Here is a 13,982-nt window from a genome sequence, read left to right on the forward strand (position 1 = left end):
AGATACGCGCCGACCTTCATCTCGGCCTGCTCCAACTCGCCTGCAGCATCATCTGCTTGAGGCGACTCCGAACCTCATTCTGAAATGATCAGTTAGAGTCGTTAAGGATGGAGTTGACAGATGTCGTTCACTGACGCGGTGCGTGCGTGTCTCATGTCCAAGTACGCGACGTTCTCCGGTCGGGCCCGGCGCTCGGAGTACTGGTGGTACAGCTAGCGCACCTTTCTGACCTGCGCTTGTGTGGGGGCGATGAGGCTGTGATCTGCTAGGACGGGTTGCAGAGGCGAGCGGAGGCAGTCAGAGGAAATCGCTCTGATTCGACCCCGGTTCGGCCCGGGTCGCTCGGAGGCAGTCAGAGGCAGCAGCCTCTGCAACTGCCCTCTGAGGGAACCAAGTTGGCCGGTGGATCATGGGTGGTGGCTCTGGCGGGGCTCTATTTCGACCTCGGTCGAGCTGCGATGGGGACGCCTGCCTCCGCTCGGGGCCAGGCATACGAGGGCCTCCAGGACGGCCATCCTGGAGACTCTGCTGGCGCCGATGGAGGTCGGTTCCGGACACCACCCGCGGTTTTACTGACTTCGGCGCATCAGGGTGACGCTGGGTCGTCGAAGGTCAGGCCGGTGCCTGCTATGAAGCCGTCAAGAGTGTCGGGCCGGAACTGGAGGCGTTTGAGCCGGTTGCGTACGAGGACTTCGAGCCGGTCGAGGGCGACGACGGCGAGGTTGGCCAGGCTGTGCTTGACATGTGCCCATACCCACTCGACGGGGTTCAGGTCCGGCGAGTACGCGGGCAGCAGGAATACCGTCAGCCATTCACGCTCGGCGATCAACTCATGTATGGGGTGGGAGACGTGGGTGTTCAGCCGGTCCCAGACCAGCACGATCGGGGCCTTGACGAGGTGGTGGACACCGTCGATCAGCGCGATGAAGTCCCGTTCGCCTATGCTGCGGTGTTTGCCTTTGCCCGCGGGATGAGTGCGCAGGCGGTGGCACAGCCGGGTGCGGGAGCCGGGCCGCATCGCGATGAGTCCGGCCACCGACAGGCGGCCCGAGCGTCGCCCGCTCACCGTCACCTGCGAGGTGCGGCCGCGCCGGCCCCAGGTGCGTCCTTTGGGCGGTCGTCGCGTGAAGCCCGCCTCGTCCTCGAAGCAGACGTAGCCCCCGCACGCCGCCCGGGCTCTTTTACCTCGGCCCAGGTCGCCTCCTTCCAGACGGTCACGGCCTGCTCATCGCGCTCGGCCACCCGCCGCGCGGGTACCTGAGGACTGAAGCCGAGCCGGTGCATCAGCCTCGTGGCACCCGAGACGCTGTAGGAGACGTGGAACTTCCTGCCAATCAGGGTGGCCACCCGGGCAGCCGTCCACACCTGGTCCTCCACCCAGCCATGCGCGGCAGGCCCCTCATCGAGGTACGCAGCCAGCTTTTCCAGACAACGCGGGGACAGACGGCATCGCGATCCACTCGAGCCACGAGAGACCAGAGCCTGCACGCCGCCGTCCCGCCACATCTGCTGCCACTGGTAGGTTGACTTCGGGCTCACCCCCAGGCGCCGTGCGACTTCCGGCGGCTTGATGTTCTGCTCGAACAGCTCCGCCGCCTGCATCCGTACCGTCTCCCGGCGCTGACGTCCCACAGGGGTCAGGCCGCCCCCATCCGCATACCTCATACACCACGGAATACAGACAACACTCCAGGCCCATCAGGGACTTCGAAGAAGATCACCCTAACGAGCCGAAGTCAGTAACCACCGGCGGGCCCGCTTCACCGGCCAGCCAGCGGTCTCCCCATCGGTTCATCATCAGCAGCACACCGTAGAAGTCGCGCCCCTTCTCGAACCGGCTCCGTCTGGTACGGCCGCTTCTCCAGCAGCCCCTCCTCCACCAGCCGGCGCAGCCGGTCCGTCAGGGTGTTGCGGGCGATCCCCAGCGACTCCTGGAACGCGTCGAACCGCCGGATTCCGTAGAACGCCTCACGCAGCACCAAGGGCGTCCACCAGTCACCGAGCAAGTCCATGGTCCGCGCGATCGAGCAGGGCCACTGCGCAAAGGATGTCCGCCTCATGACAGCCAGCATAGGTTCGTCCAGTCGTGAGACCCAGCAGGTGCAGCGGTAGTAACCCACCGCACGACGTCTTGTGTTTCATCAATAACGAAGTTATGTTGCCGCCATGAAACGTGACTTGCTGGGCAGAAGGCTGGTCGTCACTGGAGCGGCACGTGGCATCGGCGAGAAGGTGGCCCGCCTGGCCGCCGCCCGAGGCGCTCGGGTGACCCTGATCGGACTGGAGCCCGACCGGCTCCGTGACCTCGCCCGCGATCTGGGCCCCACCGCTTCCTGGCGTGAGGCCGATGTGCGCGACGGCACCGCTCTACGGTCGGCGATCGATGAAGCCGCGGAGGTCATAGGCGGCATCGACCTCGTCGTCGCCAACGCCGGCGTGGTGGCGTACGGGACGGTGCGACAGACGGACGAGGCGTCGTTCGAGCGGGTCCTGGACATCAATCTGAACGGTGTCTTCCGCACCCTCAAGTACGCGACGCCCCATCTGGAGCGCAGCCGGGGCCACGTGCTGGTCGTGGCGTCCGCGCTGTCCTTCATGCCGCTGGCCGCGATGGCCTCGTACGGCGCGAGCAAGGCCGCGACGGAGCTGCTCGCCCTGACCTACCGCCAAGAGGTGGCGCACCTCGGGGTCACGGTCGGCCTGGTGCACCCCTCCTGGATCGACACGGACCTCGTCCGGGGCGCCGAGGTGGACCTCCCCTCGTTCCAGGGCCTGCGCAACCGGCTGCCCTATCCGGGCAACGTCACCACGAGCGCCGACCGGGCGGCTGCCGCGATCGTCGACGGGCTCGTGCGCCGGCGCAGCCGCGTGTACGTCCCACGCGCAGTCGCCGTGGCCAACTGGGCGAAGGCGGCGCTGAACTCGCCGCTGGCCTGGCCCTGGGCGAGGCGCTTCGCGGCCCGGGCGGTTCCGTCCCTCGAACGCGAGGTCGCGGCGCTGGGGAGGCACGACCAGCTCACGCCAGGTACCGATGCCTCCGCTGCGGAGAACAGATCGTCCTAGCCACACACGGGGCAGCGCCCAACCACCCGACGTTCAACGGCCTTGAACGATCGAGGCGTAAAGGCGCGCGCCAGCCTGGTGCGAAGCCTCGGAACGTTTCCGTTCGTCGCCCAGTCCGACAGAGAAATTGACGCCCATCGGCAGCAGCACCTGCACCACCGCGTCCTCGAACTCGACGAAGTGCTCTGCCAACTCGAGGGTGATGTAGCCGTGGACCAGACTCCACAACTGAGCAGCTATTGCCTCGGGTTCCTGCTGCTCGACCCTGCCGGAGCCCACGAGCCGTTCACACGCTGCGGCGACATGGGCGTGGGCGTCTCGGAAGGCCGGCGAACGCCCACTCAGACGAAGGTCCGCGTCCGACAGCGGCCGGTACGTCGCACGAGTGGACAGCCCGAACATCAGGTCGTACAAATGAGGGTTCTCGCGAGCCACTCGACGACACGTCAAGGCCATGGCAAAGAGATCCGCGATCGGATCCTCCGTCACCGGCACCTGGGAAAACGCCCGGCCAAGCTCTCTGAACCCATGGTCGGCAACGGCTCGCATCAGTTCGGGGATCCCACCGAAGTGGCTGTAGACCACCATCGTCGACAGTCCGCTCGCGGACGCCACCGTACGCGCCTTGATGGACGACGGCCCCTGCTCGGCCAGCAGACCGATGGCGGCCTGCACAAGCCGCTCCGGCGCGTCATCGACCTTCGCCCGCCCTGCCATGCCCTCACACCTCCAACCGACTCCGCGGCCGACGACGAGCCAGCCCCGATACCGCACACGACCGAGTGGCGGTTGTCACACTTGAAATAACTTGGTTATATGAATCGTCAGGGCCAGGATACACATCAGGAGTGACATGCCGTCCGCGACACGGGCGCGCGCCCCTGGGCTGACCTTCACGCACTGTGCCAGATTCCTGCCGCCGGTACAGCAGCAGCCCGCCACTGCGATCCAGCCCCATCGCTGCACTCCACACCGCGGCCGTCCCCCACCCACCGTGCACTTCCCATGAACTCAGCAATGGAGCGGAATTCATGCCATATAAAGACAAAGGCCATCTGGAGATCGAAGATCGCGGGGCCGTCCTGATCGTCAGGGTCGACGGCGGCCCACACCAGGTGTTCGGCCTCGATATCGCCAATCAGCTGGACAAGCTGGTGGACCGGGCCGACCGCGATCCCAACATCCGTGCCGTCGTCTTCACCGGGGCGCATCCCGAGCGGTTCGTCAGCCATGCCGCGGTCCAGTGGCTTCAGGAAGAGGGCGCCGCGAGCCCGACGGTCGGCCGACGCGGTGCCGCCGCCGTCGTACGCATGGCGAAACACGTGGACCGGTCCCGTCTCCTCGGGCCCGTGATGCGCAGGACCCCGATGCGGGGAGCCCTCCAGCTGGAGCGCCTGCACACGACCTTCCTCCGGATGAACAGGAGCGGTGTCCTGTTCGTCGCCGCCCTCAACGGTTCGGCTCTCGGCCTCGGCGCGGAGTTCGCCTGGGCGTGCGATCTGCGGGTCATGGCCGAGGGAGACTTCTTCATCGGCCAGCCGGAAATCCTCCTCGGCATCATCCCGGGTGGAGGTGGCACCCAGCGGCTGACCCGCCTGATCGGCACCCACCGGTCCTTGGCCGCGATCCTCGAAGGCAAGCCGTTCACGCCTGCGGAGGCTCTCGCCAATGGAGCGGTGGACAAGGTCGTTCCGCAGGACAAGGTGGTCGCGCAAGCGGTCGAACTCGCAGAACACTTCGGCCGGCGGTCGAAGGGGTCGGTCGCGGCCGCCAAGAGGTCGGTGTACTTCGGCGGCTCCATGTCACTGGAGGACGGCCTGCACGTCGAACGCGCCGAGTTCTTCACCAGAGTCATGTCGAAGGAGGGGCAGGAACTGATGCTCGACTACATGAAGACGACGGACACCACCGGCGAGCTCCCGCTCTACAGGCCGGACACCTACGCGCAGGCCCTCGCGTCGGGCAGTGTGCCCGGGCGCCGCTCGGCGAACGGACGGTGAGCCGACGATGACCGCTTCGGAGCCCTTCACCCGTCACGACATCACGTTCCCCTCCGGCGACAGTACCTGCGCCGGGTGGCTCTACCTCCCCACGGGCGTCACCTCCCCGCCCGTAGTCGTCCTCGGACACGGCCTGGGCGCCACCCGCGAGATGCGCCTGGACGCCTTCGCCGAGCGTTTCGCACAGGCCGGGATAGCCGCTCTGGCCTTCACGTACCGGCACTTCGGCGACAGCGGCGGCCACCCGCGCCAGCTCCTGTCGATCAAGCGTCAGCTCGCCGACTGGGATGCCGCCATCGCCTACGTCAAGGCCCGCCCTGACGTCGACCGCGCACGCGTCGCGGTATGGGGCAGTTCCTTCGGCGGGGGCCACGCCATCACCGTCGCCTCACGTCATCCCGAACTGCGCGCGGCCGTGGCCCAGTGCCCGTTCACCGACGGTCTCGCCTCCGCGCTCGCTCTCGGCCCGGTCGCCTCACTCAGGATGACCCCCGTGCTCGCCCGGGATCTGGCGGCCAGAGTGCGTGGCAGGGCACCCGCGATGGTTCCCATCGCCGCAGCCCCCGGTGCGCCGGCGCTCATGAACGCTCCGGACGCACTGCCCGGATACGAGGCGCTGCAGCCGGCCGGGACGACGTTCCGCAACGAGGTGGCGGCACGGGTCATTCCGACCATCGCCGCGTACCGGCCCGGGCGTGCGGCGAAGAAGGTGACCATGCCGATCCTCTTCTGCGTCAGCAACACCGACTCCGTCACGCCTCCCGCCCAGACTCTCCGGTACGCGGGCACCGCGCCCCGGGGAGAGATCAAGAGGTACGACGCCGGCCACTTCGACTTCTACACAGGCGAGACCTTCGAGGCCCTGGTACGCGACCAGATCGAGTTCCTCGCCCGCCAGCTGGACCCGGCACCCGCCGCGTCGACTACTTGACCGGATCGCATCACACCGAGACAGGTACGCTCGCCATGAATTTCGCTTCTCTGCCCGACCGCCGCGCCGAACTGGACCCCCATGGGGCCGCAGTCTCGGACGTGCACCAGTCCCTCACCAACGCCCAGCTGCTGAGCCGGGTCCGAACGGCAGCACGTCAGCTCCAGGACCTCGGAATCGGTCCCGCTGACGTCGTCGCCCTCAAGCTGACGAACCGCGTCGAGTTCGTACTCCTGCTGTTCGCCGCCTGGCGGCTCGGCGCCACCATCACGCCGGTCAACCCGAGCATGACCGACGGAGAGGTGGTCCGACAGCTCCAGGACTCCGGTGCGCGCCTGCTGGTGGTCGAGGACGGTGCGGCCGTAGTGACGGACGGTGTGGCCGTACTCGCCGTCGGCGAACTGCACGAAGGAGCGGTGGGGCCGGATCAGGTACCGCTTCTCCCGTCCACGCTGGCGCTCCTCATCTACACCAGCGGTACGACCGGGGTTCCCAAGGGTGTGATGCTCGACCACGCCAACATCGACGCCATGGTGGAGATGGGGCGCCAGGCGTTGGAGGTCGGGCCGGCCGACCGGTGCCTGCTGATCCTGCCGCTCTTCCATGTCAACGGCATCGTGGTCAGCGTCCTCATGCCTCTGCTCGTCGGCGCGAGCGTCGTCATCGCGGGCCGCCGGTTCGATCCCCGCACCTTCTTCGACCTCGTCGAGCAGGAGCGCCCCACCTTCTTCAGCGCCGTGCCGACGATCTACAGCATGCTCGCGGCACTCCCGGACCACGTTCGGCCCGACACATCGTCGCTGCGGTTCGGAGTCTGCGGCGCCGCACCCGCCTCCGCCGAGTTGCTGACCCGGTTCGAGACCCGGTACGGCTTTCCGCTCATCGAGGGGTACGGGCTGTCCGAAGGGACCTGCGGTTCCACCATCAACCCCGTCGCGGGCCCTCGACGCGCCGGAACCGTGGGGCTTCCCTTCCCCGGCCAGGAGATCCGGATCCTCGACGCCGACGGTATCGAGGTGGCGCCGGGCATCGACGGTGAGGTCGTCGTGAGGGGTGCCAACGTCATGTGTGGCTATCTCGGCCGTCCGGACGAAACGGCCAGGGTCATCGTCGGCGGTTGGTTGCACACGGGCGACGTGGGCCACCTCGACGCCGAGGGTTATCTGACCCTGGTCGGGCGCTCGAAGGACATGATCATCCGCGGCGGGGAGAACATCTACCCCAAGGAGATCGAGGACGTGCTCTCAGGCGACCCGTCGGTACTCGAGGCCGCCGTGATCGGCGTACCCGACGAAAAGTGGGGAGAGGTGGTCGTCGCCTACGTCCAGCCTCGACCGGGTTCGACCGTCGATCCGGCGGCGCTGCAAGCACTCTGCGTGCGCAGCCTCACCGGCTACAAGCGCCCGACCGCGTTCCTTGTGGTGGAAGCCATACCGAAGAACGCGGTCGGCAAGATCGACAAACCCTCGTTGCGGACCGCCCACGCCACAGTCACTGACAGGTCCTGATCAATAGGATTGCTCGGCAAGGGCGGACGGAATCAGCTGTTCCGCCCAGATGACCTTCCCCTCGCGGTGGTGCCGCGTGCCCCAGCGTTCGGTGAGCTGGGCGACCAGGAGCAGGCCGCGTCCACCCTCGTCGAAGGCCCGGGCGCGGCGCAGGTGCGGAGCGGTGCCACTGGCGTCCGAAACCTCGCACGTCACGGTGGACTCGAGGATCATCCGCAGCTGGACGGGGCTCTTGCCGTAGCGGATGGCGTTCGTCACCAGTTCGCTGACCACGAGCTCCGTGGTGAAGGTCATCTCTTCCAGCCCCCAGGCGGCCAGCCGGCCGGAGGCGAAAGCGCGCGCCTCGCAGACGACTGCCGGATCGGAGGGGAGATCCAGTGTGGCGACGTGGTCGGCGTCCAGCGCTCGGGTGCGTGCCACAAGCAGGGCGACGTCATCGGCGGGGCGGCTGGGCAACAGTGCGCGGAGCAGTTGGTCGCAGGTCTCCTCCAGGGACGCCGGCGCCTGAGCGAGAACGTCGGACAACACCGCGAGGGCGGCGTCCACGTCGCGAGCGCGACTTTCGATGAGGCCGTCGGTATACAGCGCCAGAAGGCTGCCTGGTCGCAGTTCGAACTGGGCGGTTTCGAAGGGGAGCCCGCCCAGGCCCAGGGGCGGGCCGATCGGCAGCTCCGGGAAGGTGACCGCGCGGGAGCCCGGCGTATCACCGGGAGTCACTACGGCCGGTAGAACGTGTCCGGCGCTGGCCAGGGAGCACACGTGGGAGACGGGGTCGTAGACCACGTACAGGCACGTGGCGCTGATCTCGTCCATGCCCCTCTGCTCCGCGCGCTGCAGCCGGATGACCACGTCGTCGAGGTGTGTCAGCAGTTCGTCGGGGGTCAGGTCGATGTCCGCCAGAGTGCGGACGGCCGTTCGCAGTCGGCCCATGGTGGCCGAGGCCTGGAGGCCGCGGCCGACCACGTCGCCCACGACGAGGGCGACACGAGCTCCGGAGAGCGGGATCACGTCGTACCAATCACCGCCCACGCCCGCGCGGGATCCGCTGGGCAGGTAGCGGGAGGCGGTCTCGACGGCGGACTCTTCCGGTACGTGCTGAGGCAGCAAGCTGCGCTGGAGGGTGAGGGCGGTGGACCGCTCCTGGGTGTAACGCCGGGCGTTGTCGATGTTCACCGCTGCTCTGGAAGCGATCTCCTGGGCGAGGAGCAGATCGCCGTCGTCGAACGGATCCGCTGTGTGGCGGCGGCAGAACTGTGCCAGCCCCAGCGGATTGCCCCGTGCCCACAGGGGGATCAGGAGCATGGAGTGGATGCCGCCCGCGCCCGGGGCACCTCTGCGGTCCGAAGGCCCCTGCAGCCACGTCGGACCGTCGGAGGCCGTGGTGCCGAGCCGGAGAGGTTGTCCGGTGGCCAGTACGACAGCCGGCTCCGACCCGTCCGGGTAGGTGTGCCGCGGCCCTGGGCCGTCTGCCGGGTTCGGGCTGCCGTCCGAGACGGATTGCGCGATCCGACGGAGTACCGGCGGGCCTTCTGCGGGGTACCCCTCCTCTTCTTGGAGGGCAGCGTCGATAAGGTCGACGATGACGATGTCCGCGAGGTGGTCGGCACCGACGTCTGCCAGCTCCTGGGCGGTGCGGGTGGTGTCCAGAGTGGTCCCGATCCGTATCCCGGCTTCGTTGATCGTGATCAGCCGCCGCTGCAGCCAGCGGTCACGTGCCATTTGGTACGCCGCGACTGCCTGTTGCGCGGTGCGATCGACGTACTCGAAAGCTATCGCGCTCAGCGTCATCGTCACCGCGTTGATCAGCTCAGGGCCCTTGGTGAGACGGCCCGTCTCCTCATAGAGCAGAGCAAGCAAACCCGCGTGGACGAGTCGATAGACGCGTAGGAGCTCGCTGATCTGCACGCCGTGCTCAGCGAGTCGGCAAGCGAAGGCAGTGGCCGCGGGCGGCGTGGTGACCTCGGACAGATCGCGGCCGCGCTCAAGAAAGTCCAGAACGGTGTCGACGACTTCGGACAGAGCAGCCGGCGCCAGAGCGGCGATGTCCTCGTACCGCCACACGTCGGGAAGCTCGCTGCGCAAGCGCTGCAGCACCACTTCGGTCAGTTGATCCGATCGGGGCTTGAGCCCTCGGGCGAGATCTCGAAGGAAGACATGGGTGTCGGTTCCCATAAACCAAAATGTACGGGTAACGGCACGCGCGGGCACTTCCCCCCTTTCCGCCGAGGTCGACTGCAGGTCCGAGGGGCTGGGCGACGACGGCCCTCACCGCCGCCGCCCGGCCCGGTCAATGTGCCCGTTCCCGGATCAGAGACCGTCGAGGAACACATCAGAGACCGTTGAGGAGGCTCAGGAGATCCCTGTTGACCGCCTCGGCCGCTCCTGCTGGATCCAGGGTCCGCAGTCGGCCAGGAACGCCGATCCTCGCAGGTCGTGGATCTGCTCCCGGATGGGGGTCGTTTGCTGGCTCCAGATCGTCGTCACGTCCCGGTCGCCCCGATGAAGAGCGCCGGCACGGTCACCGGCCTGCCCTCGTACTCCCCGGGGACCTCCCAGTTCAGGTCGAGAGTCCAGTAGTGGTTCAGCGGGCCGGTCAGTCCGGTGTGCTCCAGCTCGGCCACGAAGAAGTCCATCTCGTCCTGGTCGATCCAGTCGGGCAGCTTCTCCGGCACTTCCAGCCTCGCGCCGAACTTCTCCGTCCGCGGCACGCACATGGCGCCCCGCACGAACTCCCGGAGAAAGTCCGGCGGGCTCACCCAGTGCCTCGACCACACCGACGGCCCTGCACGCGCCGAAACGGTCGGTTCGACCCGTGACTCGCGGCGTCGGGTGCCGATGCCTCGTCCGTAAACTTCCATCATGGAACGGAAGAGCTTTCAGGACATGAGCTGCCCGGTCGCACTGGCGCTGGAGCGGGTCGGCGAGTGGTGGAGCATCCTCATCCTGCGCGACGCGACACACGGCATCACCCGGTTCGACGGGTTCCAGAAGAGCCTGGGCATCTCACCGAACTCCCTGACCCGCCGACTCGGCACGCTCGTCGAGGCCGGCCTCCTCGAGCGCCGCCGCTACAGCGAACGTCCTTCGCGCGACGAGTACGTACTCACCGAGACCGGACACGCGTTCCGCCCGGTACTCACCGCCCTGTACGCCTTCGGCAACAACCACTTCCCCCCGGCGGCGCCGAACGTCCGCCTGGTGGACAAGGAGTCGGGCGCCGACGTCGATCCGCTGCTGATCGACCGCACGACCGGCCACCCCATCGACGAGGAGCACACCACGTTCCTGCCGGGACCGTCCGCGGACGACCGGATCCGAGCCGTACTCGAGCGGAGGAACGAGCAGGCCTTGTGAGCCCTCGGCGACTATCGTCACTATAGCCAGTCACTTGCATGATGGTAGTAACCACCCTAGCGTTAACCCCTGAGCCGCAAGCGAGCCTGAGCGTGAGCACGTGGGCGGCCCGCTCGAGCCAGACGGCCGAGCACCGCTCCACCGGCCGCCGCCAAGGCGGCCAGTCACACGCCGAGGTGTGCCATGAGCGCTTCAGCAAGCGGTCGAGCCGTCCATCGGCACCGCGCAGCGATCACATCGAGCCGCCGGACTGATCGGTTGCGGCTCGATCGGGGTGAACAAGCCGCATTCACCCAGCAGTTCTTTCCAGCGGGCACCGGACGGGCCGTCACCACGGACACGGGAGCCCGACCCTGGCCGCCTCTCGGTGATCAGCGCTGCGTGCCGATCGTCCGATCGAGCAAGCGGTCGAGCGCGTAGACACCTCGTTCCCCGGCAGCGACCGGCAAGGCCGACGCCGGGCCTACTGGGGTGCCGGACGCCGGGCGGTCAACTACCCGGCAGCGGACGGCCGTTGAGCACCGCGGCGAGAACACCGTCTCGTCGACACCCACCCGGATCACCGCTCATGGAGTCACCCGCGCTCTCCTGACACTGCTCCTCAGCCCCGTTGGACAGCCCTGTCCGCCGGCAGACCCCTTTGCCCTCGGATTCCGCTGGACCAGGCCCGCACCAACGCGACCCAACCCCTGGGGGGCATCAGTCGACTTGAGAGGTCCTGTGCCCGCCGTATTCGTTCATGGCGTCCCGGACACCCACCACATCTGGGACGACGTCCGTGATCAGCTGATGCGGACCGATGTGTCATCGCATTCGCCCTGCCCGGCTCCGGAAGCCCCGTACCGGAAGGCCTCACCGCTACCAAAGGAGGAGTACGTCGACTGGATCATCGCCCGGCTGGAGGAGATCGGCAGCCCGGTCGACCTCGTGGGCCATGACTGGGGCTCCGCCCTCACTGCTCGCGTCACCGCGCTGCGTCCCGACCTGGTGAGCGTCAGGGCCACGAACGTTGTCCGGCTGGACAGCGGTCACCGGGTACCGCTCCAGCGCCCACGTCAAGCTGCACGCGCGGATCGCCCTGTGCGGGGGCGAGAACGTCGGAAAGATGATCGTCAAGCTCTGAGTCCGCCTCCAACGGATAGTAACGAGGGGCCTGCCGTGCGCGCGGTGGGCCCCTCGCGTAGTGGTCGCGGCACGAGCCGGACCAGCACCCCCTCCCCGCGCGGAGCGGTTGCGATCACTGACTCAGCTTACTCGGCCGGCCTCATGCGAAATGCAGGGCCGGGGACGCTCTCGATGTCCTCCGCCTGCACTGCGTGGCCCCGTTCGCAGCGGATCTGGGCGTCGACGTGCGCGCCGCATCCGCGGTGTCGCGCCAGTACGGCCGGACCTTCCGGGTCGGCGCGGTAACGGTCGCCCCACTGTAGGAGCCCCATCACGGCCGGGACCAGATCCATACCCTTGGGCGTGATCACGTACTTCGGCCGGCTCCGCGAGCCCGGCTCTTTGTAGGTCTCGGTGGCCAGGATCCCTTCCTCCACGAGCATCCGGAGCCGCGCCGCGAGGAGGTTGCGAGGACAGCCGAGGACGCGTTCGAAGTCGCTGAAGCGGGACGAGCCGTACCAGACCTCGCGCAGGATCAGGATCGTCCACTTCTCACCCACGACCTCAAGGGTCCGCGCAATCGAACAGTTCGACATGTCCCGGTCGAGACGGGGGTCCATGCCGGCATCCTGAAGAGCTTCGATCCTCGCATCCATGGGGGTGATTCTAACGTCACCTAAGTTTACTTTTCTATACTCAGCAAGTAGCGTCGCGACCAGCACATGGACCACCGAGAAGATCACGCAGAAAGGGCGGCCGATATGAAGGCATTCGTCGTCGAGAAGTACGGCAAGGACGGCGCGCGTGCCGCACAGGTAGCCGAGCCCACGGTCGGGGACCGCGACGTCCTGGTCAGAGTGAGCGCCACCAGCATCAACCCACTGGACAAAATGGTCCGCAACGGGGAGTTCAAGCAACTCCTGAAGTACAAGACTCCGTTCGTGCTGGGCCACGATGTGGCCGGCGTCGTGACACGGGTCGGCTCCGCTGTGCGCGACTTCAAGGTCGGCGACGAGGTCTACGCCCGTCCACGCGACCTGCGGATCGGAGGCTTCGCCGAGTTCATCGCGATCGACCAGGATGACGTCGCGCCCAAGCCCGACTCGCTCACCCTGGAGGAGGCGGCCGCGGTGCCGCTGGTGGCCTTGGCCGCCTGGCAGATCCTCGTCGACCGTGCCCACGTGAAGCCGGGGCAGAAGGTACTCATCCACGGCGGCGCCGGTGGCCTAGGGTCGACGGTCATCCAGCTCGCCAAGCACCTCGGCGCCATGGTGGCGACAACCACGAGCACCCGTACCGAGGAGTTGGTGAGGAGCCTCGGCGCCGACGTCGTCGTCGACTACACCAAGGAAGACTTCTCGAAGGTACTGTCCGGCTACGACCTGGTGCTGGACTCCCTGAGCGGGGCGAACCTCGAGAAGTCGCTGACGGTGCTGAAGCCCGGCGGCCTGGCCATCGGTGTCGCCGGCCCGCCGGATGCCGGGTTCGCCAAGCAGCTCGGCGCCCCGTCGTTCATGGGCATGGTCATGAACACCCTCAGTCGCAAGGTCCGCAAGCAGGCCAAGGCGCTGGGCGTGCGCTACCAGTTCTTCTTCATGCAGGCCAACGGCTCCCAGCTACGCAGACTCGGCGCCCTCTACGACAGCGGGAAGCTCCGCCCGGTCATCGACAGGACCTTCCCGTTCGACCAGACACTCGAGGCGATGGCGCACGTCGAGCAGGGCCGCACCAAGGCCGGCAAGGTTGTGGTCTCGATGGTGCCCGACAACAACTGAGATCAGGCTGGCCAAAAGCTTCCGCCCGGCACGGTCACAAGAGAGGGCGACGCCGCCACCAAGGCGATGCATGGGTGACCACTTCGCGGACAGTCGCCGCTGTCGGTCGGCATCTCGGTGCCGTTCCGCAACGCCATACGCTCGCGGCACAGCGCGCCGCTCGGCTCTACGCCGACATGAGCCGTGGCCAAGGCCCGCCGATCTCGACATTCATGACGGACGAGGAACTGGCCAACGGCGCCTCGTA

Annotated in this window: 12 protein-coding genes and 1 pseudogene; 7 read left to right on the top strand and 6 right to left on the bottom strand. The window is 67.5% G+C overall.

Annotated features, from left to right (window positions below; translation table 11 throughout):
• Window positions 1-586: 586 nt before the first annotated feature.
• Together ACWGJB_RS48330 and ACWGJB_RS48335 are read right to left on the bottom strand one after the other, a co-directional pair.
• Window positions 587-1,665, bottom strand: a protein-coding gene (locus ACWGJB_RS48330; protein WP_453386398.1) for an IS630 family transposase whose coding sequence is annotated in 2 segments (ribosomal slippage) — window positions 587-1,167 and window positions 1,167-1,665 — 1,080 coding nt in all. Because the reading frame shifts where the segments join, the coding sequence is not laid out codon by codon here.
• A 95-nt stretch (window positions 1,666-1,760) separates the two neighbouring features.
• Window positions 1,761-2,060, bottom strand: a complete 300-nt coding sequence (locus ACWGJB_RS48335) for a winged helix-turn-helix transcriptional regulator (protein WP_453386399.1) — start codon at window positions 2,058-2,060, stop codon at window positions 1,761-1,763.
• Between the two features lie 106 nt (window positions 2,061-2,166).
• Between ACWGJB_RS48335 and ACWGJB_RS48340 the strand changes: the two genes are divergently transcribed.
• Window positions 2,167-3,063 (top strand): short-chain dehydrogenase/reductase, encoded by an 897-nt coding sequence (locus ACWGJB_RS48340; RefSeq protein ID WP_453386400.1) that lies wholly within the window; start codon window positions 2,167-2,169, stop codon window positions 3,061-3,063.
• Between the two features lie 33 nt (window positions 3,064-3,096).
• On the opposite strand, the gene ACWGJB_RS48345 is transcribed toward ACWGJB_RS48340, so the two are convergent.
• On the bottom strand, window positions 3,097-3,780 hold the full coding sequence (locus ACWGJB_RS48345) for a TetR/AcrR family transcriptional regulator (RefSeq protein ID WP_453386401.1): 684 nt from the start codon (window positions 3,778-3,780) through the stop codon (window positions 3,097-3,099).
• Between the two features lie 314 nt (window positions 3,781-4,094).
• Here ACWGJB_RS48345 and ACWGJB_RS48350 point away from each other — a divergent pair, with 314 nt between their 5' ends.
• The 3 genes from ACWGJB_RS48350 to ACWGJB_RS48360 are packed head-to-tail and all read left to right on the top strand — an operon-like array spanning window position 4,095 to window position 7,502.
• Window positions 4,095-5,063 (top strand): enoyl-CoA hydratase/isomerase family protein, encoded by a 969-nt coding sequence (locus ACWGJB_RS48350; protein ID WP_453386402.1) that lies wholly within the window; start codon window positions 4,095-4,097, stop codon window positions 5,061-5,063.
• 7 nt (window positions 5,064-5,070) lie between these two features.
• Window positions 5,071-5,994, top strand: coding sequence for an alpha/beta hydrolase (locus tag ACWGJB_RS48355; protein WP_453386403.1), 924 nt, complete (start codon window positions 5,071-5,073; stop codon window positions 5,992-5,994).
• A gap of 35 nt (window positions 5,995-6,029) precedes the next feature.
• Window positions 6,030-7,502 (top strand): class I adenylate-forming enzyme family protein, encoded by a 1,473-nt coding sequence (locus ACWGJB_RS48360; protein ID WP_453386404.1) that lies wholly within the window; start codon window positions 6,030-6,032, stop codon window positions 7,500-7,502.
• Here ACWGJB_RS48360 and ACWGJB_RS48365 read toward each other — a convergent pair whose 3' ends face one another.
• Both ACWGJB_RS48365 and ACWGJB_RS48370 read right to left on the bottom strand, forming a co-directional pair.
• Window positions 7,503-9,674 carry an ATP-binding SpoIIE family protein phosphatase gene (locus ACWGJB_RS48365; RefSeq protein ID WP_453386405.1) on the bottom strand — a complete coding sequence of 724 codons (2,172 nt, stop codon included), beginning with the start codon at window positions 9,672-9,674 and terminating at the stop codon, window positions 7,503-7,505.
• Between the two features lie 308 nt (window positions 9,675-9,982).
• The gene (locus tag ACWGJB_RS48370; protein ID WP_453386406.1) at window positions 9,983-10,258 is read right to left on the bottom strand and encodes a hypothetical protein; all 276 of its coding nucleotides are present in this window, start codon (window positions 10,256-10,258) and stop codon (window positions 9,983-9,985) included.
• Between the two features lie 103 nt (window positions 10,259-10,361).
• Between ACWGJB_RS48370 and ACWGJB_RS48375 the strand changes: the two genes are divergently transcribed.
• Window positions 10,362-10,856, top strand: coding sequence for a winged helix-turn-helix transcriptional regulator (locus ACWGJB_RS48375; protein ID WP_453386407.1), 495 nt, complete (start codon window positions 10,362-10,364; stop codon window positions 10,854-10,856).
• Window positions 10,857-11,645: 789 nt separating this feature from the next.
• Window positions 11,646-11,930, top strand: a pseudogene (locus tag ACWGJB_RS48380) (alpha/beta fold hydrolase); the annotation flags it as partial.
• A gap of 176 nt (window positions 11,931-12,106) precedes the next feature.
• Here the strand turns inward: ACWGJB_RS48380 and ACWGJB_RS48385 are convergent.
• Entirely contained in the window at window positions 12,107-12,580 is a 474-nt protein-coding gene (locus ACWGJB_RS48385; protein ID WP_405623850.1) for a winged helix-turn-helix transcriptional regulator, read from the bottom strand.
• Window positions 12,581-12,721: 141 nt separating this feature from the next.
• Here ACWGJB_RS48385 and ACWGJB_RS48390 point away from each other — a divergent pair, with 141 nt between their 5' ends.
• Window positions 12,722-13,735, top strand: a complete 1,014-nt coding sequence (locus tag ACWGJB_RS48390; protein WP_453386408.1) for an NADP-dependent oxidoreductase — start codon at window positions 12,722-12,724, stop codon at window positions 13,733-13,735.
• Window positions 13,736-13,982: the final 247 nt, after the last annotated feature.

Source organism: Streptomyces sp. NPDC054813, from assembly GCF_053611365.1.

What these genes read in the sequence shown, in the direction of transcription:
- ACWGJB_RS48335 (WP_453386399.1), bottom strand. Translation starts at nt 2,060, where the DNA reads ATGAGGCGGACATCCTTTGCGCAGTGGCCCTGCTCGATCGCGCGGACC.
- ACWGJB_RS48340 (WP_453386400.1), top strand. Translation starts at nt 2,167, where the DNA reads ATGAAACGTGACTTGCTGGGCAGAAGGCTGGTCGTCACTGGAGCGGCA.
- ACWGJB_RS48345 (WP_453386401.1), bottom strand. Translation starts at nt 3,780, where the DNA reads ATGGCAGGGCGGGCGAAGGTCGATGACGCGCCGGAGCGGCTTGTGCAG.
- ACWGJB_RS48350 (WP_453386402.1), top strand. Translation starts at nt 4,095, where the DNA reads ATGCCATATAAAGACAAAGGCCATCTGGAGATCGAAGATCGCGGGGCC.
- ACWGJB_RS48355 (WP_453386403.1), top strand. Translation starts at nt 5,071, where the DNA reads ATGACCGCTTCGGAGCCCTTCACCCGTCACGACATCACGTTCCCCTCC.
- ACWGJB_RS48360 (WP_453386404.1), top strand. Translation starts at nt 6,030, where the DNA reads ATGAATTTCGCTTCTCTGCCCGACCGCCGCGCCGAACTGGACCCCCAT.
- ACWGJB_RS48365 (WP_453386405.1), bottom strand. Translation starts at nt 9,674, where the DNA reads ATGGGAACCGACACCCATGTCTTCCTTCGAGATCTCGCCCGAGGGCTC.
- ACWGJB_RS48375 (WP_453386407.1), top strand. Translation starts at nt 10,362, where the DNA reads ATGGAACGGAAGAGCTTTCAGGACATGAGCTGCCCGGTCGCACTGGCG.
- ACWGJB_RS48385 (WP_405623850.1), bottom strand. Translation starts at nt 12,580, where the DNA reads ATGGACCCCCGTCTCGACCGGGACATGTCGAACTGTTCGATTGCGCGG.
- ACWGJB_RS48390 (WP_453386408.1), top strand. Translation starts at nt 12,722, where the DNA reads ATGAAGGCATTCGTCGTCGAGAAGTACGGCAAGGACGGCGCGCGTGCC.